At 70.4% G+C, this 17,703-nt stretch carries 17 protein-coding genes; 14 read left to right on the forward strand and 3 right to left on the reverse strand.

All coding sequences use genetic code 11. The features are described from left to right. Positions 1-108: 108 nt before the first annotated feature. From ABT057_RS38195 to ABT057_RS38235, 9 genes are all read left to right on the forward strand, one after another. A complete protein-coding gene (locus ABT057_RS38195; protein ID WP_352348511.1) occupies positions 109-753 on the forward strand; it encodes an HAD family hydrolase in 645 nt (214 codons plus the stop codon). Positions 754-831: 78 nt separating this feature from the next. After that, a complete protein-coding gene (locus ABT057_RS38200) occupies positions 832-1,566 on the forward strand; it encodes a VC0807 family protein (protein ID WP_352348512.1) in 735 nt (244 codons plus the stop codon). Positions 1,567-1,632: 66 nt separating this feature from the next. After that, positions 1,633-2,868 (forward strand): MFS transporter, encoded by a 1,236-nt coding sequence (locus ABT057_RS38205; protein ID WP_352348513.1) that lies wholly within the window; start codon positions 1,633-1,635, stop codon positions 2,866-2,868. After that, positions 2,819-3,991, forward strand: coding sequence for an acetoin utilization protein AcuC (locus ABT057_RS38210; RefSeq protein WP_352348514.1), 1,173 nt, complete (start codon positions 2,819-2,821; stop codon positions 3,989-3,991). The genes ABT057_RS38205 and ABT057_RS38210 overlap by 50 nt, the downstream gene beginning before the upstream one ends. A gap of 173 nt (positions 3,992-4,164) precedes the next feature. Beyond that, positions 4,165-4,980: a phosphatase gene (locus tag ABT057_RS38215; protein ID WP_352348515.1), complete on the forward strand. Its 816-nt coding sequence runs from the start codon at positions 4,165-4,167 to the stop codon at positions 4,978-4,980. A gap of 134 nt (positions 4,981-5,114) precedes the next feature. Then, positions 5,115-5,327 carry a helix-turn-helix domain-containing protein gene (locus tag ABT057_RS38220; RefSeq protein ID WP_004984898.1) on the forward strand — a complete coding sequence of 71 codons (213 nt, stop codon included), beginning with the start codon at positions 5,115-5,117 and terminating at the stop codon, positions 5,325-5,327. Between the two features lie 166 nt (positions 5,328-5,493). After that, a complete protein-coding gene (locus ABT057_RS38225; protein WP_003948845.1) occupies positions 5,494-5,592 on the forward strand; it encodes a 30S ribosomal protein bS22 in 99 nt (32 codons plus the stop codon). A 326-nt stretch (positions 5,593-5,918) separates the two neighbouring features. Continuing rightward, positions 5,919-6,992, forward strand: a complete 1,074-nt coding sequence (locus ABT057_RS38230) for an NAD-dependent epimerase/dehydratase family protein (protein ID WP_352348516.1) — start codon at positions 5,919-5,921, stop codon at positions 6,990-6,992. Positions 6,993-7,006: 14 nt separating this feature from the next. Further along, entirely contained in the window at positions 7,007-8,092 is a 1,086-nt protein-coding gene (locus tag ABT057_RS38235) for a lysophospholipid acyltransferase family protein (RefSeq protein ID WP_352348517.1), read from the forward strand. Between the two features lie 75 nt (positions 8,093-8,167). Here the strand turns inward: ABT057_RS38235 and ABT057_RS38240 are convergent, their stop codons facing one another. The 3 genes from ABT057_RS38240 to ABT057_RS38250 all read right to left on the reverse strand — a co-directional run bounded on the left by ABT057_RS38240 (position 8,168) and on the right by ABT057_RS38250 (position 11,693). Then, positions 8,168-9,397 carry a DUF5667 domain-containing protein gene (locus tag ABT057_RS38240; RefSeq protein ID WP_352348518.1) on the reverse strand — a complete coding sequence of 410 codons (1,230 nt, stop codon included), beginning with the start codon at positions 9,395-9,397 and terminating at the stop codon, positions 8,168-8,170. Between the two features lie 264 nt (positions 9,398-9,661). Further along, on the reverse strand, positions 9,662-10,450 hold the full coding sequence (locus ABT057_RS38245; protein ID WP_352348519.1) for an ECF subfamily RNA polymerase sigma factor, BldN family: 789 nt from the start codon (positions 10,448-10,450) through the stop codon (positions 9,662-9,664). Between the two features lie 313 nt (positions 10,451-10,763). Then, on the reverse strand, positions 10,764-11,693 hold the full coding sequence (locus ABT057_RS38250; RefSeq protein ID WP_352348520.1) for an HAD family hydrolase: 930 nt from the start codon (positions 11,691-11,693) through the stop codon (positions 10,764-10,766). A gap of 103 nt (positions 11,694-11,796) precedes the next feature. On the opposite strand from ABT057_RS38250, the gene ABT057_RS38255 reads away from it, so the two are divergent. From ABT057_RS38255 to ABT057_RS38275, 5 genes are all read left to right on the forward strand, one after another. Beyond that, positions 11,797-12,069 carry a glutaredoxin family protein gene (locus tag ABT057_RS38255; RefSeq protein ID WP_352348521.1) on the forward strand — a complete coding sequence of 91 codons (273 nt, stop codon included), beginning with the start codon at positions 11,797-11,799 and terminating at the stop codon, positions 12,067-12,069. 247 nt (positions 12,070-12,316) lie between these two features. After that, positions 12,317-13,087 (forward strand): redox-sensing transcriptional repressor Rex, encoded by a 771-nt coding sequence (locus tag ABT057_RS38260; RefSeq protein ID WP_352348522.1) that lies wholly within the window; start codon positions 12,317-12,319, stop codon positions 13,085-13,087. Then, positions 13,084-14,784: a glutamyl-tRNA reductase gene (locus tag ABT057_RS38265; protein ID WP_352348523.1), complete on the forward strand. Its 1,701-nt coding sequence runs from the start codon at positions 13,084-13,086 to the stop codon at positions 14,782-14,784. Before ABT057_RS38260 ends, ABT057_RS38265 begins: the two co-directional genes overlap by 4 nt. Positions 14,785-14,789: 5 nt before the next feature. Further along, on the forward strand, positions 14,790-15,749 hold the full coding sequence (gene hemC / locus ABT057_RS38270) for a hydroxymethylbilane synthase (RefSeq protein WP_352348524.1): 960 nt from the start codon (positions 14,790-14,792) through the stop codon (positions 15,747-15,749). Continuing rightward, positions 15,746-17,452, forward strand: a complete 1,707-nt coding sequence (locus tag ABT057_RS38275) for a bifunctional uroporphyrinogen-III C-methyltransferase/uroporphyrinogen-III synthase (RefSeq protein ID WP_352348525.1) — start codon at positions 15,746-15,748, stop codon at positions 17,450-17,452. Before hemC ends, ABT057_RS38275 begins: the two co-directional genes overlap by 4 nt. The last annotated feature ends 251 nt before the right edge of the window (positions 17,453-17,703 follow it).

The raw sequence follows: 17,703 nt of genomic DNA on the forward strand, positions 1-17,703 counted from the left end.
GGTACTGCAGGGGGGACCCTGTGGGAGAGTAGGACACCGCCGAACAATTATTCCAGAAAACCCCCGGGCCCTTCGGCCCGGGGGTTTTCTGCGTTTAGGGTCTGTTGTATGCGCTATGACCTGGTGATCTTCGACAACGACGGTGTCCTCGTGGACAGCGAACCCATCTCCAACCGGCTGTTGGCCGCCTACCTCACCGAGCTCGGCCATCCCACCACCTACGAGGACTCCATCCGGGACTACATGGGGTCCGCGATGCACCGGGTCCACGACCTGGTCGCGGAGCGTACGGGGGAGCGGCTGCCGGCGGAGTTCGACGACGTCTTTCACCGGCGGGTGTTCGCCGCGTTCGAGCGGGAGTTGAAGCCCGTGGCCGGCATCGGGGACGTACTGGCGAAGCTCGCCGCGGACGAAGTGCCGTACTGCGTGGCCTCCTCGGGGAGTCATGAGCGGATCCGGGTGGGACATCGGACGACCGGACTCGACCGGTGGTTCGACGAGACGCGGATCTTCAGCTCGCAGGACGTGGGCAAGGGGAAGCCGGAGCCGGATCTGTTCCTGTACGCCGCCGAGCGGATGGGGGTCGCGCCCGGGCGGTGTGCCGTCGTCGAGGACTCTCCGCTCGGGGTGCAGGCGGCTGTCGCGGCGGGGATGGACGTGTACGGGTTCACCGCGATGACACCGGCCGCCAAGCTCGCGGGCGCCACCCGACTCTTCGCCGACATGAGGGAGTTGGCCGGGCTGCTGGGCTGACCGCCCTGACATTTGTCATGCGAAGCTGCTTACGATCGTTTCTACTGGGGGACCCCGCCCGACGGCGAAGCTGAGGGCATGACGACGAACCAGCACGAGACGCAGCAGCAGAACAAGCAGAACGCTCTCGCTCCGCTCATCGTGGACGTGGCGGTGCCCCTCGGGTCGTACTACCTGTTCAAGGACGCGTTCGGGATGAGCACCTTCGCGGCGCTCGCCTGGAGCAGCGTGGTGCCGGCCGTGCGGACCGTGTGGAGCCTGGTCAGGGAGCGGAGGACCAACGGGCTCGCCGGGCTCATCCTGGTGGTGAACGTCGTCGGGCTGCTGCTGAGCTTCGTCTCCGGTGACCCGCGGCTGATGCTCGCCAAGGACGGCGGGGTCAGCAGTACCGTCGCGATCGGGATCCTCGTCTCCGTGGCGCTGGGGAAGCCGATGATGACCGCCGGACTCAAGCCGTTCCTGGTGAAGGGGGACGCGTCCAGGCAGGCCGCCTGGGAGCGGCTGGCAGGGGGCCGGGCGGAGGCCTCCACGGACTTCCTGCGGGCCGAACGCGTCTACTCGGTCGTCTGGGGCGTGGCGCTGCTCGCGGAGTGCGTCCTGCGGGTCGTGGGGGCGTACACGGTGCCGGTGGACACGATGGTGTGGCTGGGGTCCGTGGTGATGGTCGTGGCGATCGCGGCCGGGATCGTCGTCAGTGGCGGGCTTGCCGCCGGGCCGATGATGGACATGGTCATCGCCGAGGCCGGGGCCGAGGAGAAGGCCCAGGACGAGAAGGACCGGGCGAGTGGGGCCCTGGTCGGCGCCGCACGGTAAAGCTGAGGGAAATTCATCTTTGGCTGGATCTACCCACGAGTACCTCGGGGCCCTACGCTCGCCGCCATGACAGAAGTGCTGCGGCGCGGTAGGGCCTCGTTGGCGTTCAGTTTCTTTGCGCAGGGGGCCGCGTTCGCTCTGCTCGTGACCCGGATCCCGGCCATCCAGGACCGGTACGGCGTCTCGGACGCGCTGCTGCCGGTCTTCCTGGCCGCGGTGCCGGTGCTGGCCGGGGTCGGCAGTGTGACGACCGAGCAGCTGGTGAAGCGGATACCCGCCAGCCGGCTGTTGCGCTGGTCCCAGCCGGTGGTGCTGCTGGCGCTGGTCGGCGTGGGAGCGGGCGACGGGATGGCCGCGCTGGGGCTCGCCCTGGGCGTGTTCGGTCTGTCCGTGGGGGCGCTGGACGCCTCGATGAACATGCTCGGCGTGAGTCTGCAGCGGACGTACGGGCGCAGCATCATGCTGAGTTTCCATGCGGCGTACAGCCTGGGCGGCATCGTGGGGGCCTCGCTGGCGTGGGCGGGGGCGCACTGGCATCTCGCGCTGTGGGTGTCGTATCTGCCGGTGGTCGCGGTGCTGCTGCCGGCGGCGCTGGTGGGGAGCCGGTGGTATGTGGACGGGGATGCCGCCTCGGACGCGGACGGGGATGAGGACCGGGAGAGGGAGGGCGGGAAGGCCGGCGGGGGTGTCGTCTTCAAGCTGCTGCTGCCCCTGTGTCTGGTGATGACCTTCGCCTACATCGGGGACTCGACCGTCTCCAACTGGAGTGCGAAGTATCTGCAGGACGTGCTGGGGAGCAGTGAGCAGCTGGCGACCGTGCCGTACAACGTGTACATGGTGACCACGCTCGTGGGTCGGGCCATCGGGGACTTCGGGGTGCGGCGGTTCGGGGCGGCGGCCGTGGTGCGGCTGGGGGCGCTGGTGGCCGCGGCGGGGTTCGCGGTGGTCGCGGGGGCGCCGGGGGCCTGGGTGGGGATGGGTGGGTTCACGTTGGTGGGGCTGGGGTTGTGCGTGCTGGTGCCGCAGACCTTCGCGGCGGCGGGGCGGCTGTTCCCGGGGGCCTCGGACGTGGCCATCGCTCGGCTGAACGTCTTCAACTACGTCGGGTTCCTGGTGGGGTCTCCGTTGGTGGGGGCGCTGGGGGACGCGTGGAGCTATCGGGGGGCGATGGTGGTGCCGATGGTGTTGGTGCTGGTGACGATCGTGTACGCCCGGTCGTTCGCCGCTCAACCGGACCGATACGGTGGCGGGCATGAGCGGCCGCGCACAGCTGATGTGGGACGAGGCAGTAACGGGGTATGACTTCGGCCCCGAGCATCCGATGGATCCGGTTCGGCTCGAGCTGACCCGGAGGCTGGTGGGTGCCCTGGGGCTCGACCGGGAAATGGACGTCGTAGGGGCGAAACCGGCCGGGGACTCGACGTTGCGGCTGGTGCACCGGGCGGACTACGTGACCGCCGTGAAGGCGGCCTCGGCGGATCCCGGGGCGGCGGACACCGGGTATGGGCTGGGGACCCTGGACGATCCGGCCTTCGCCGGGATGCACGAGGTGTCGTCCCTGATCGCCGGGCTGTCCGTCGGGGCCGCGGAGGCGGTGTGGCGGGGGGACGCGCTGCACGCGGTGAACTTCACGGGCGGGCTGCATCATGCGATGCCCGGGGGTGCGTCGGGGTTCTGCATCTACAACGACGCCGCGTTGGCCATTGCCCGGTTGCTGGAGCTGGGGGCGGAGCGGGTCGTCTATGTGGACGTGGACGTGCATCACGGGGACGGGGTGCAGGCAGCGTTCTGGGAGGATCCGCGGGTGCTGACGATCTCGTTGCACGAGCATCCCCGGACGCTGTTTCCGCAGACCGGGTGGCCGGAGGAGACGGGGGCGGGGGCCGGGGAGGGGACGGCGGTGAATGTGGCGTTGCCGGCGGGGACCGGGGACGCGGGGTGGTTGCGGGCGTTTCATTCCGTGGTGCCGGAGCTGATCGCCGACTTCCGGCCGGATGTGCTGGTGACGCAGCACGGGGCCGACACGCACTTCGAGGACCCGCTGGCGCATCTGGCGGTGTCGTTGGACGCGCAGCGGGCGGTGCAGGTGGCGTGTCATGAGCTGGCTCATGAGTACGCAGGGGGGAAGTGGGTCGCGTTGGGTGGCGGCGGTTACGCCGTGGTGGATGTGGTGCCGCGGTCGTGGTCGCATCTCGTGGGGGTCGCGGCGGGGCGGGAGGTGGCGCCGGAGACGGTGATTCCGGAGAGCTGGCGGCAGGAGGTGTTCGCTCGGACGCGGCAGCTGGCGCCGGTGCGGATGACCGATGGACGGTGGCCTGTGGAGTGGCGGGGGTGGGAGGAGGGGTACGACCCCGCGGACCGGTTGGATCAGGCGGTGCTGGCGACTCGTCGGGCGGTGTTTCCGTTGCGGGGGTTGTTGGCGTAGAGGGTGGGTTGGGGGCTGTCCGTCCGCCCCCACCCCCGACCCGGTTGGGGACTCGGTGTGCTTCTCCGCCTGTCCGGGAGGGCTTGTCGGTTCTGTCTTCGGCGTTAGGCCGACCGTGGGGTGTTGTGGGGTTTCGCGGCGGGGGGTCGGAGGGGTGCGTCAGCATCGCTGGGGTGTCGAGCGGTGGTGGGATTCGGGCGTATCTCGTCGGGGCGGGGCTGGCCGGGGTGGTGGGGACGGCTCGGGAGGTGAGTCTGCGGAGCTATCGGCTGTTCGCGGCCCGCGATCCCCGGGTGTTGATCGGGATCGATCCTCAAGGGGGGTGGGGGGAGCGGGAGTTGGTGGAGTTGATGGCCGCCAGGTGTGGGGTTTCGGACGATCCTCGGTGCGTTTCGGGGCAGGATGTGATTGATCCCGGGCGGACCGTTGCCGCGCTTGACGCCTTTGGCGAGCGGGTGGGGGCGGTCGCCCAGCGTGGTGGGGCCGTGTTGCTGGGGACCGGGCATCCGGGGCGGTTGTTGGGGTTCTACGCCGGGCTTGCAGACGCTTTGTCGGCGGCGGGATGTGAAGTCCTCACCCCGGCGCAGGGTCGCTGTGTCGACATAACGACCCGGTTCGGTCTACGCACGGGCAGGATCGACTACGTACGGGGGGTTGGGGTTGTTCGGGGGGAAGGCGGTGAACGCGCCGGTTGTGCGACCCCTGTGCACAGTCACTCGCCGCTGCCGGTTCGGGTGGCGCTGGAGGCCGTCGTCGAGGAGGGCCGGCCGCTGCCGGATCTTGTGATCGGCGATCACGGGTGGGTCTGCGGGGCAGGTCAGCTGGGGTTTGCGGCCATCGGGCTGGCCGACGTCGATGATCCCGCGCTGTTTGTGGGGGAGGCCGAGGGGGCCGTCTCCGTCGTCGTTCCACTTGATGACGGCGTGCGGTCCGATTACTACCTGCCGCTTACCCGCTACGTACTCAATCGAGCGTGTCTGTCACAGTAGGCCTGCGATGGGTGCACCTCTTCCCCACTCGCATCACCCGCCCCTACATTGGGGAGTGAGCACGCAGCGACGAAGAGTCACCGGAAGGGGAAGCCGGTGGCCGTCGAGTCGAGTGCGGAAGGTTCAGGTGTGTCATGGCTGCAGCTGGCGAGAGGCCTCTGAACGAGGTTCAGTTCCTTACCGTGGCGGAAGTCGCCTCGGTGATGCGAGTGTCGAAGATGACCGTGTACCGGCTGGTGCACAGCGGTCATCTGCCCGCGATCCGGGTGGGGCGGTCCTTCCGCGTCCCCGAGCAAGCGGTCCACGAGTACCTCCGCGAGAGTTATGTGGGGGTGGAAACCGCCTGACACGGCGTCGGCGGAGGGGTCCGCAACAGCGTCACAGGGCACCTCAGGACCCCTCCGGCGCCCTCGATTACGACCTCAGCGCTCGGGCGGGTAGGCTGGCCCCTCGTAGGTCGTATGGGCCCATGGCGCCCAAACACCGAGTGATGAGAAGTGAGCGAGGGTAGTCGTGGGCTCTGTTATCAAGAAGCGGCGCAAGCGGATGGCCAAGAAGAAGCACCGCAAGCTGCTCAAGCGCACGCGCGTTCAGCGTCGTAACAAGAAGTAAGGCCAGTCCTTACGCGAAGCAGGACACGTTCATGCTTCGCCGACGCGAGCCGCGGAAGCGTGGTGTGGCCCCCCGGCCGGGTTCTTCCGGTGGGGGGCCACACGCATGTCCGGGTGGTGTGCGGCGGGCTGAATGCCGTGCGTATGTCTGGACGGCACCCTGGTTGATCTGGTCGTACGACCGGGTCGTTCTCGTCACCTCGTGCATCGGGCAGTCATCACAGCGCAACATCAACCGGATAGGTTGGCCCGCAGACAGGGAACGCGGCAGGGTACGAGCAGTGGGACGAGCAGTGCATCAGTGCGGACGAGAGGAAGGCGCTGGTCTTGGGGAAAGTCGTGCTCGTGACCGGAGTGGCCCGTCAGCTGGGGGGCCGGTTCGTACGACGGATTCAGCGTGACCCGGACGTCGCGCGTGTCGTCGGGGTGGACGCCGTGCGGCCCGAGCACCATCTGGGCGGTGCCGAGTTCGTCCAGGCCGACATCCGGCAGCCCACCATCGCGCGGGTGCTGGCCGAGACGGGCGCCGACACGGTCGTACACCTGGACGTGACGGCCACCGCGCTGGGCAGCGGCAGCCGGACCACGGTCAAGGAGACCAACGTCATCGGGACCATGCAGCTGCTCGGTGCCTGTCAGAAGTCGCCGAGTGTGAAGCGGCTGGTGGTCAAGTCCTCCACCAACGTCTACGGGTCCGCGCCGCGGGATCCCGCTGTCTTCACCGAGACGACCTCCGCCAAGTCGCTGCCCAGCGGTGGCTTCGCCAAGGACGCGGTGGAGGTCGAGGGGTACGTGCGGGGGTTCGCCCGACGGCGGCCCGATGTCGCCGTGTGCGTGCTGCGGTTCGCGAACATCCTCGGGCCGACGGCCGAGACCCCGCTCGCTTCGTACTTCTCGCTTCCCGTGCTGCCGACCGTGTTCGGCTACGACCCCCGGCTGCAGTTCGTGCACGAGGACGACGTGATCGAGGTGCTGCGGATCGCGTCCCACGAACCCGAGCGGGGCACGCTCAACAGCGGCACCTTCAACATCGCGGGTGACGGGGTGCTGCTCCTTTCGCAGTGCTCGCGGCGGCTCGGGCGGCCCACCGTGCCGCTGCTGCTGCCGGCCGTCACCTGGGCCGGGTCACTGGTGCGGACGCTGGGCATGACGGACTTCTCGCCCGAGCAGATCCGGCTGCTGACCCATGGGCGGGTCGTGTCGACGACGCAGATGCGCGAGACGCTCGGATTCGCCCCCAAGTACACGACGGCCGAGACGTTCGCGGACTTCGCGCGCAGCCAGGGCTTCGGGCTGCTGCCTCCCGACGTGGTCGCGGGGGCCGTCGACCGGCTCGCCGCGCTGCCTCTCGCCCGCAGCGGCCGCCCAGCGGCCCACCCCCCGACGCCGAGCGCCAGCTGAGGAGCGCATCAACGATGGCGGACGCCAAGGTCATTCCGTTCGACGACGACCGGACCCGTGGGGGTGCCGTGGCGCGGCCGCCGCGGCGCCGCAGTGCGGGGAGCCGGCTCAGGAACGGCGAGCCCGTGCCGGTCCGTGAGGTCGGTGAGGGCGGTCAGATCGGTGAGATCGGTGAGATCGGCGAGGTCCAGGCCCTGCCCACCAGGGCGGGCGCGCAGGATGATGTTCCCGTGACGGATGTGACGGGCGCGCGGGACGAAGGGGGCCTGGAGCGGCGTATCGCGGGCGGGCTGGCCTTCCTGCGCCGCCGGCTCACGGGCGACTACGAGGTCGACGACTTCGGCTACGACGAGGAGCTCACCGACCAGGTCCTCATGTCGCTGCTGCGTCCGGTGTACGAGAAGTACTTCCGGGTCGAGGTCAAGGGCATCGAGAACATCCCGGCGGACGGCGGGGCGCTGATCGTCTCCAACCACTCCGGGACGCTGCCGCTGGACGGGCTGATGATGCAGGTCGCCGTCCACGACCACCATCCCGCCGATCGGCATCTGCGGCTGCTCGCCGCGGACCTGGTGTTCGTGCTGCCGGTCGTCAACGAGCTGGCGCGCAAGCTCGGGCACACGCTGGCCTGTGCGGAGGACGCGGAGCGGCTGCTCGGCGCGGGTGAGCTGGTCGGGGTCATGCCGGAGGGCTTCAAGGGCATCGGCAAGCCGTTCAGCGAGCGCTACAAGCTGCAGCGGTTCGGGCGGGGCGGTTTCGTCTCCACGGCGCTGCGGCAGGGTGCGCCGATCATTCCCTGCTCGATCGTCGGGGCGGAGGAGATCTACCCGATGATCGGTAACGCCAAGACGCTGGCGCGGGTGCTGGGCTTCCCGTACTTCCCGCTGACGCCGACCTTCCCGTGGCTCGGTCCGCTGGGGGCGGTCCCGCTGCCCACCAAGTGGACGATCCAGTTCGGCGAGCCGATCCCGACGGACGGTTATCCGCCGGAGGCGGCCGAGGACCCGATGCTGATGTTCAACCTGACCGACCAGGTCCGCGAGCAGATCCAGCACACGCTCTACAAACTGCTGGTGCAGCGGCGGTCGGTGTTCTTCTGACGCGGGTTCCGGTACGGCTGTGGGGGCGCCCTGGCAGAAAGGGCGCCCCCACAGCCGTGTGGTCAGTCCGTGTGGTCAGTCCGTGTCGGCGCTGTCGATTCCCAGGCCTGGGAGGAGGCCCGGGAGGAGGGGCGGGACGGTGACGTCGGGGGTCGTGGACGGGGTCGTGGTGGACGGGGCGGTCGTACCGGACTCCTTCGGGGGGTCCAGGAGATCACCCGTGCTGCCGCCGAGGAGGCCCTCGTCGGTCGAGCCGGAGGTGGCGGGCTTGCTGGGGCTGTCCGTGCCCGTGCCGGTGCTCACGGAGGAGTCGCCGGTGCTCGGGGGCGCGGAGCGGCCGGTCTCCTTCGCGCTGCCGGTGGACGCCGAGCCGGAGCCCCTGCCGTCGCCGCCGCTCTGGGCGGGTGGGCGGGGGAGGAGGGACTGCAGCGGGGCGACCTCTTCGTCTATGGCGTCGAAGACGGACGAGACCTGCTGACTCACATCGCCCAGCTGGACCGGAAGCCTCTCGCGCAGCGCGCCCCAGGCATCGCGGTGCGAGCGGGAGAAGGAGTCCAGGGCCTGGATGGGGCCCAGGGAGTCCGGGTCGTGTTCGTACGCCTCGTGGAGGAGGCGGTGGCCCTCCGAGGCGTCGTGCTGCATGCCGTTCAGGGCCCGGCGGATCTCGCCCAGGGATTCGTGGTCGAGGTGGCCGCCGCGGCCGCGCTCCATGAGGCGGCGGGCCTCGCTGAGCCGGGTGGAGGCCTGGTCGAGGTAGGTCCGGCCGCGCTCGTCCTCGCCGTCGGACAGGTAGTTGAGTTTGAAGTCCTCGATGCCGCGTTTGAGCCCGTAGAGCCCGTCACCCGGCAGGGCGTCGGAACTCGCGGCCGCGACACCGCCGAAGGCGCCGGCGGCGACGCCGACGCTCAGGCCGCCGGCCGTGAGGCCCTTGGCCAGCCGGCTGCGCGGCCGGAGCTTTCCGAGCGGACTCGCCCGGTGCGCGCCCCTGGCCCGGTTGGGTCGCTGTTCCGGTACCGAAGGGTCTGTCGCTTCGCCTCCTGCGGTGCCCGCCTGCAGCATGGCCTCCATCGCGGCGACCAACTGGGCCCGCTGAACGACCTTGACCTCGGGGTCGAACTCCGGTTTCGGCAGCTCGGCGAGACTCGTCGCGAGGGCCAGGAGGCGGCCCTGCTCGGTCTGGTCCGCTGCGGCCGGCGCCGGCGGCGATCCTTCGGTCTGCTCGGCCGCCGTGCTCTGGTCGGACTGCTCCCCCAGAGCCTGGGCGAAGGCGTTCGCCCGCCGGTGCGCCGATACGTTCGCGATCACTGGCGGCACCTCCTCTCGTCATGACGGTCGACTCCCCGGGGGTCTCGAGGGTTGCACGGCCCGAACCGCTTCCACACGATCGAGTGATCGGGGGCGGCCGGGTCGTGACCACAGGGAGCCTGTATCCCGCACAACGACTGGCGCGGCACTTGGGTTACGGACGGCGGATGATCGGATCGGGAAGTCAACGGACTTTCACTGAAAGTGAGTTGGGGATACCCGACGGTAGGTGTGCCCGGCGGGGGTGGACTCGGCGGGGTGGACCTAGCGGGCGTCGTCCGGGAGGAGGCGGGCGAGGGTGCGGACCGCGCGGTACTGGAGGGTCTTGATCGCGCCCTCGTTCTTGCCCATCACGCGGGCCGTCTCGGCGACGGACAGGCCCTGCAGGAAGCGGAGTGTCACGCACTCCTGCTGCTGGGGGTTGAGACGCCGTACGGCGTCCAGGAGCGCGGCGTTGGAGAGGGACTCCAGGACGGAGTCCTCGGGGGAGCGCTCGACCTCGTTGGCGTCGAGCATCTCGCCGGTGGTGACCTCGAGGCGGAAGCGGCTCGACTTGAAGTGGTCGGCGACCAGGTTGCGGGCGATGGTGACGAGCCAGGCGCCGAAGTCGCGGCCCTGCCAGGTGAAGGTGCCGATGCGGCGCAGGGCGCGCAGGAACGTCTCACTGGTGAGGTCCTCGGCGGTGGCCTTGCCGCCGACGCGGTAGTAGATGTAGCGGTAGACCGTGTCGCTGTACTGGTCGTACAGGCGGCCGAAGGCTTCGGCCTCGCCGGCCTGGGCGCGTTCGACGAGGTCCATCATCCGGGCGCTGTCGCTGTCGGCGGCCGGTCGGCGGGGGGCGGCGGCCGCGCCGCTGGTCGAGCGTCCTCTTCTGCCGACCGCGGCGCTGCCTTCCGCCAGTGCGTAGCACGGGCCCGCCGGAGCGGTGGCCGTGGCGAAGGCGGGTACGGCATACGCGGTGGGGACGAAGCCGCGCAACAGGTCCTGGACCGTAGCGACCGTTGCGCGCAGCGTAGCCAGGCCCGAGGTGTCAACCCCGACGTGTGGGTACACGGGACTCCCAGAGGCAGAGCTTCCATCACGTTCAGTGCGGGAACTTTCACCCGTCGTAGCGACAGGAGGGTTCCGGTTTGCGTCTGAGGAGAATAACGCTTCGTATAGGTGCTGCTACACCGAGTTGCTCAAAACTTCGATTACGTCGCTTTTGTGGCCGATTGGCGCTCGATCAACTTGCCCAGGGTGAGCGGATGTTGATCGGAAAGGTTCGGGTTTCGAGTCGGTCCGGGGCGTGTTGTGGCTGTGCGCGGACAACGCGAATGGACGGTCGCCGCAAGGGGTACGACCGTCCTTCTGGTGTCGCGTTCGGTTACCGGCGTCGCCTGTGCAGGGCGATCGCCGCCGCGGTGCCGCCCGCCACGGCTCCGACGCCCGCCGCGGCCGGGATGCCGACCTTCGCCGCCTTGCGGCCCGTGCGGTAGTCGCGCAGGCGCCAGTCGAGCCCGGCGGCGTGTTTGCGGAGTTTGCTGTCGGGGTTGATGGCGTAGGGGTGGCCGACCAGCGAGAGCATCGGGATGTCGTTGTGCGAGTCGCTGTAGGCGGCGCAGCGGGTCAGGTCCAGGCCCTCCGCCACGGCCAGCGCGCGGACCGCCTCCGCCTTGGCGGGGCCGTGCAGCGGCTCGCCGACGAGCTTGCCCGTGTAGACCCCGTCGAGCGACTCGGCCACCGTGCCGAGGGCGCCGGTGAGGCCGAGGCGGCGGGCGATCACCTGGGCGATCTCCACCGGGGCGGCCGTGACCAGCCACACCTTCTGGCCCGCGTCCAGGTGCGCCTGGGCGAGGGCTCGGGTGCCCGGCCAGATGCGCTCGGCCATGTACTCGTCGTAGATCTCCTCGCCGATCGACATCAGCTCGGCGACGCGATGGCCCTTGACGATGGACAGGGCGGAGTCCCGGGCGTCCTGCATGTGCTCGGGGTCCTCGACGCCGGCCATCCGGAACCACGCCTGCTGCCAGGCGAAGCGGACCAGGTCACGGGTCTCGAAGAACCTGCGTTTGTACAGGCCGCGGCCGAAGTGGAACAGGGCCGCGCCCTGCATCACGGTGTTGTCCAGGTCGAAGAAGGCGGCGGCCAGCGCGTCGCCGTGGACCGGGAACTGCGGTTCGGCCCCTTCCTGCGGGGCCTCGTGCTGTTCTTCCTGTGTGGACTTGCGGGCGGCCTCGGCCGAGGCCTCGCCAGCCAACACGCTCCGCGCCGTGGCGGAGCGCCTACGGGGAGTGAGCCATCCCAAAGCGGCCATGGCGTGAGCATAGCCAGTTTGTTCGGTGGTTCCGGAGCCACGAGGTTCGAAGGGTGTGAACTCTCCGCGACCTGGCCGTTAAAGAGGGACGAGAATGGCCCGCATGAGTTCCCTCTTCCGGCGTACTGCCGCTCCCCGGGAGCGGTCGGTCACGCTCATCGGCAAGCCCGACTGCCATCTGTGCGAGGACGCGCAGGCTGTGATCGAGAAGGTCTGCGGAGAACTCGGTGTGTCGTGGGAGTGGAAGGACATCACCCGGGACCCGAGCCTCCACGACCAGTACTGGGAGCAGATCCCCGTGGTGCTCGTCGACGGCGAGCAGCACACTTTCTGGAGGGTGAACGAGGAGCGCCTCCGCAAGGAACTGACCAAGTAGTACAAGGCTGGACCGAACGTCGCTTAGGATCGACGGCGGTTCGGTCTCGGGGGCGGGATTCACAAGGAGTGTGTCGGTTTTGCCCCCAGGGATGGCACTGGCAAGGACACGCGTGACCCCGGTCACGTTGGGCGGGCAAAACGGACACCATCTTTGTGCACGCGTTCACAAAGACATAGCCTGCTGTCGACGGGGCGGTCCGGGTACGTGTGACCGCCTGCAGCCCCGCTCTACCCGCAGGAGCACCGTGGCAACTGGCCGAACTCACCGACCGGCGAGCCGTAGCCGAGGGATTCCCGAGGCCACCGTCGCCCGGCTTCCGCTGTACCTCCGCGCGCTGACCGCACTGTCGGAGCGCTCGGTACCCACGGTCTCCTCCGAGGAACTGGCCGCGGCGGCGGGGGTCAACTCCGCCAAGCTGCGCAAGGACTTCTCCTACCTGGGTTCCTACGGAACGCGCGGTGTCGGCTACGACGTCGAGTATCTCGTCTACCAGATCTCCCGTGAGCTCGGGCTCACCCAGGACTGGCCGGTCGTGATCGTCGGCATCGGCAACCTCGGCGCCGCGCTCGCCAACTACGGCGGCTTCGCCTCCCGCGGCTTCCGGGTCGCCGCGCTCATCGACGCCGACCCCGCGATGGCCGGGAAGCCCGTGGCGGGCATCCCCGTCCAGCACACGGACGACCTCGAGAAGATCATCACCGACAACGGCGTGTCGATCGGCGTCATCGCCACCCCGGCCGGCGCCGCCCAGCAGGTCTGCGACCGGCTCGTGGCCGCCGGGATCACCTCCATCCTGAACTTCGCGCCGACCGTGCTGTCCGTGCCGGACGGCGTCGACGTGCGCAAGGTCGACCTCTCCATCGAGCTGCAGATCCTCGCCTTCCACGAGCAGCGCAAGGCCGGCGAGGAGGCCGCGGCGGCGCACGACGGCGCCGTACCCGCGGCACCCGTCGCGCACGAGGACACCACCGACCAGGGGCCCGACGGGGACGTACCCGCCGTGATGCCGGCATGAGTCTCCTCGTCGTCGGGCTGAGCCACCGCAGCGCACCCGTGAGCGTCCTGGAGCGGGCCTCCCTCTCCGGCGACGCCCAGTTCAAGCTGCTGCAGGACACGGTCGCCGCCGAGCCGGCCGCCGAGGCCGCCGTCCTCGCCACCTGCAACCGCATCGAGCTCTACGCCGACGTGGACAAGTTCCACGCGGGTGTCGCCGAGCTGTCCACGCTGCTCGCCCAGCACAGCGGGGTCGGACTCGAGGAGCTCACGCCCTACCTCTACGTGCACTACGAGGACCGCGCCGTCCACCACCTGTTCTCGGTGGCCTGCGGCCTCGACTCCATGGTCGTCGGCGAGGGACAGATCCTCGGGCAGCTCAAGGACTCGCTGGCCAGGGCGCAGGAGCTGCACACCGCCGGCCGGCTGATGAACGACCTGTTCCAGCAGGGGCTGCGGGTCGGCAAGCGCGCCCACTCGGAGACCGGCATCGACCGCGCCGGGCAGTCCCTGGTCACCTTCGGCCTGGAGCAACTCGCCGCGGGCGGCGACGTACAGCAGTGGGCGCGGGGCAAGAAGGCGCTGGTCATCGGGGCGGGCTCGATGTCCTCGCTCGCCGCCGCCACCCTCGCGCGCGCCGGTGTCGCCGAGGTCGTGGTCGCCAACCGCACCCTCGACCGCGCCGAGCGGCTCGCACAGATACTGACCGAGGACGGGGCCACGGACGTGTCGGCCCGCGCGGTCCCGATCGAATCGGTGCCGGCCGAGCTGACACGTGCCGACGTCGTCATCTCCTGTACGGGAGCGACGGGCCTCGTCCTCACCGCGGAGCAGGTCGCCGCGGCGGTCGAGGGCAGGACCGGCACGCCGGTCGCCCTCACCGAGTCCGAGGACGTCATACGTCCGCTGCCGGCCACCTCCCTCGGTACCGAGGACGGCTGCCCGCTGGACCTGTCCGCGGTGCAGCAGCAGCCCGGGTTCTCCGTGATGGGCGAGGCCGCCGTGGCCGGCCTGGACGCCGCCACCCTGGAGCAGCACGCCGCCTGGGTCGACAACGCCGGCGTGGACCGCCGCACGGCCGGCCGGCGCGGCCCCGAGGCCGACACCGAGCTGATCACCGCGCTCGCCAGGACCGCCGCCACCGTCGGCCGCATCCCCGAGCACCGCACTCCCGAGCCGGTCGCCGGCGTCGTACGGCCCGAGCCGGTGCTCTTCCTGCTGGACCTGGCGATGCCGCGGGACGTGGACGCCGCCGCGCACCGGCTCGCCGGGGTGCGCCTGGTCGACATCGAGTCGCTGTCGGAAGCCTCCGCGGACGCCCCCCTGGCCACCGATGTGGACCAGGTGCGGCGGATCGTCTCCGACGAGGTCGCCGCGTTCGGCGCCGCCCAGCGGGCCGCGCACATCACCCCGACCGTGGTCGCGCTGCGCACGATGGCCGCCGACGTCGTCGCCAACGAGATCGCCCGCCTCGAGGGACGGCTGCCCGGCCTCGACGACCGGCATCGCGCCGAGATCACCCAGACCGTGAAGCGCGTCGTCGACAAACTGCTGCACGCGCCGACCGTCAGGGTCAAGCAGCTCGCGGCCGAACCCGGCGGCGCCGGATACGCGGACGCGCTGCGAACCCTGTTCGACCTCGACCAGGAGGCGGTGGCCGCCGTGTCCCGGGCCGAGGACAGCACCGAGAAGAACGCAGAGAACCGAGGGCCGGCATGAGCGGCATGAGTACAAGGGCACTGAGACTGGGGACCAGGCGGAGCAGACTCGCCATGGCCCAGTCCGGGCAGGTCGCGGACGCCGTACGCCGGGTGACCGGACGTCCGGTCGAGCTCGTCGAGATCACCACCTACGGCGATGTCTCCCGAGAGCACCTCGCGCAGATCGGCGGCACCGGTGTGTTCGTCACGGCCCTGCGGGACGCGCTGCTGGGGGGCGAGGTCGACTTCGCGGTTCACTCGCTGAAGGACCTGCCGACCGAGCAGCCCGAGGACCTGGTCCTGGCCGCCGTTCCGGTGCGCGAGGACCCGCGCGACGTGATCGTCGCCCGCGACGCGCTGAAGTTCACCGACCTGCCGCGCGGGGCCCGCATCGGCACGGGTTCGCCGCGCCGCATGGCCCAGCTCAACGCGTACGCGCGCACCCACGGCCTCGGGATCGAGACGGTCCCCATACGCGGGAACGTCGATACGAGGATCGGATACGTCCGTGACGGCGAGCTGGACGCGGTGGTGCTGGCCGCGGCCGGCCTCAGCCGCATCGGCCGCATCGACGAGGTCACCGACTTCCTGTCGATAGACACGGTTCTGCCCGCTCCCGGCCAGGGAGCACTGGCGATCGAGTGCCCCGCGGACAACGCGTCACTCGTCGCCGCGCTCGGTGAACTCGACGACCCCTTGACCCGGGTCGCCGTGACCGCCGAACGGTCACTGCTCGCCGCCCTGGAGGCCGGCTGCTCCGCCCCTGTGGGCGCGCTGGCCGACCTTCTGGCCGACGGGCAGATTGTCAAGGAAATGCGCCTGCGGGGAGTCGTCGGCACGACCGACGGCACCCGCATGGTGCAGCTGTCCACCACCGGTCCCGTGCCCGAGACGCATGACCAGGCAATGACGCTCGGTCGCGAACTCGCCGCCGAGATGCTTGCCCAGGGCGCGGCCGGTCTGATGGGGGAGCGAGCACAGTGAGCCCCACCGCCCTTCCTGCCGCCGGTCCTGAACACGGGCACGTCACCTTTCTGGGTGCCGGACCCGGGGATCCGGGGCTGCTGACTCTGCGCGCCGTGGAGGCGCTGGCCAACGCGGACGTCCTCGTCGCCGAGCACGAGGTGCTCGACGTCGTACGGTCGCACGCGCGGCCCGGCGTCGCCGTCGTGAACGCGGAAACCGGTCCGTCTTCGGACCCGCTTCCGGGCACGGGCACGCCTGTCCCCACGCTTGTCGACGGAACGTCAACAAGCGTCGAGGTACCCGCAGTGCGGGATGCCTCACATCTTGTCATGGAGGCCGCGCGGGGCGGCAGGCGGGTCGTCCGTGCGGTGACCGGGGACCCCGGACTGGATACGTACGCGGCGGAGGAAATGCTCGCGTGCGCCGCCGCCGGGGTGCCGTTCGAGGTGGTCCCGGGGGTCGCGGCCGCCGTCGGCGTGCCCGCGTACGCCGGTGTGCCGCTGCGGGACGCGCAGGGCGCGGACGTCCGGTTCGTGGACGCCCGTACCGCCTCGGACCGCTGCTGGACGGAGGTGGGCGCCTCGGACGGCACGGTCGTCGTGTCGACGACCCTCGACTCCGTCGCGGCGGCCGCCGGTGAGCTGGTGTCGGCGGGCCGCAAGCCCGACACCCCGATGACGGTCACCGTCGCCGGTACGACGACCCGTCAGCGGACCTGGTCGGCCACCCTCGGCACCATCGCGCAGACGCTGAAGCAGGCCAAGGTGCTGCCCTCGCCCGAGGGCGGCCGGCCGGTGATAGCCGTGGTCGGCGAGCGTTCCGCGCCCGCCCTGCGCGACCAGCTGGCGTGGTTCGAGTCCAAGCCGCTGTTCGGCTGGAAGGTCCTCGTGCCGCGCACGAAGGAGCAGGCGGCCTCGCTCTCCGACCAGTTGCGCTCCTACGGCGCCGTCCCGCACGAGGTGCCGACGATCGCCGTCGAACCGCCGCGCACACCGCAGCAGATGGAGCGGGCGGTCAAGGGGCTGGTGACGGGCCGCTACGAGTGGATCGCCTTCACCTCGGTCAACGCCGTCAAGGCGGTGCGGGAGAAGTTCGAGGAGTACGGGCTCGACGCGCGGGCCTTCGCGGGCATCAAGGTGGCCGCGGTGGGCGAGCAGACGACCAAGGCGCTGGTCGCCTTCGGCGTGAAGCCGGACCTGGTGCCGAGCGGCGAGCAGTCGGCGGCCGGTCTGCTGGAGGACTGGCCGCCCTACGACCCGGTCTTCGACCCGATCGACCGTGTCTTCCTGCCGCGCGCCGACATCGCCACGGAGACGCTGGTCGCCGGGCTGATCGAGCTGGGCTGGGAGGTCGACGACGTCACGGCCTACCGGACCGTGCGGGCGTCCCCGCCGCCGGCGGAGACCCGGGAGGCGATCAAGGGCGGTGGCTTCGACGCCGTGCTCTTCACGTCGTCGTCCACCGTGCGGAACCTGGTGGGTATCGCCGGGAAGCCGCACAACGTGACGGTCATCGCGTGCATCGGTCCGGCGACCGCCAAGACCGCCGAGGAGCACGGGCTGCGGGTCGACGTCATGGCTCCGGAGCCGTCCGTGCTCAAGCTGGCGGAGGCGCTGGCCGACTTCGGGCTGCGGCGGCGCGCTGCCGCCCAGGAGGCCGGGGACGCGGTGACGCGGCCCAGCGAGCGGCGACCGGGCTCTCGTAGGCGACGGGCGACCTGAGGCGAGGGTTTCCGGCCCCGTACCCGTTGACCCGGGTGCGGGGCCGCGCCTGTTGGTGCCGTCAGCTTCGGGAGGCGTACGGCAGGAAGAGCCCTCCGCCGGAGCCTGGAAGTGTGTGATGCGGTGGGGCGTGTGCCGGGGCGGCGGGCGGTAAAAGACCAAAGAACCCAGGGAAAAACCCCTCCAACCAACCAAACCTCGCGCACATCACACGGGCGGGTGAAACAGGCTGGTGCGGGTGGCGCGCAGGC

The organism is Streptomyces sp. NPDC002588, from assembly GCF_040295925.1.
GTDB lineage: Bacteria > Actinomycetota > Actinomycetes > Streptomycetales > Streptomycetaceae > Streptomyces.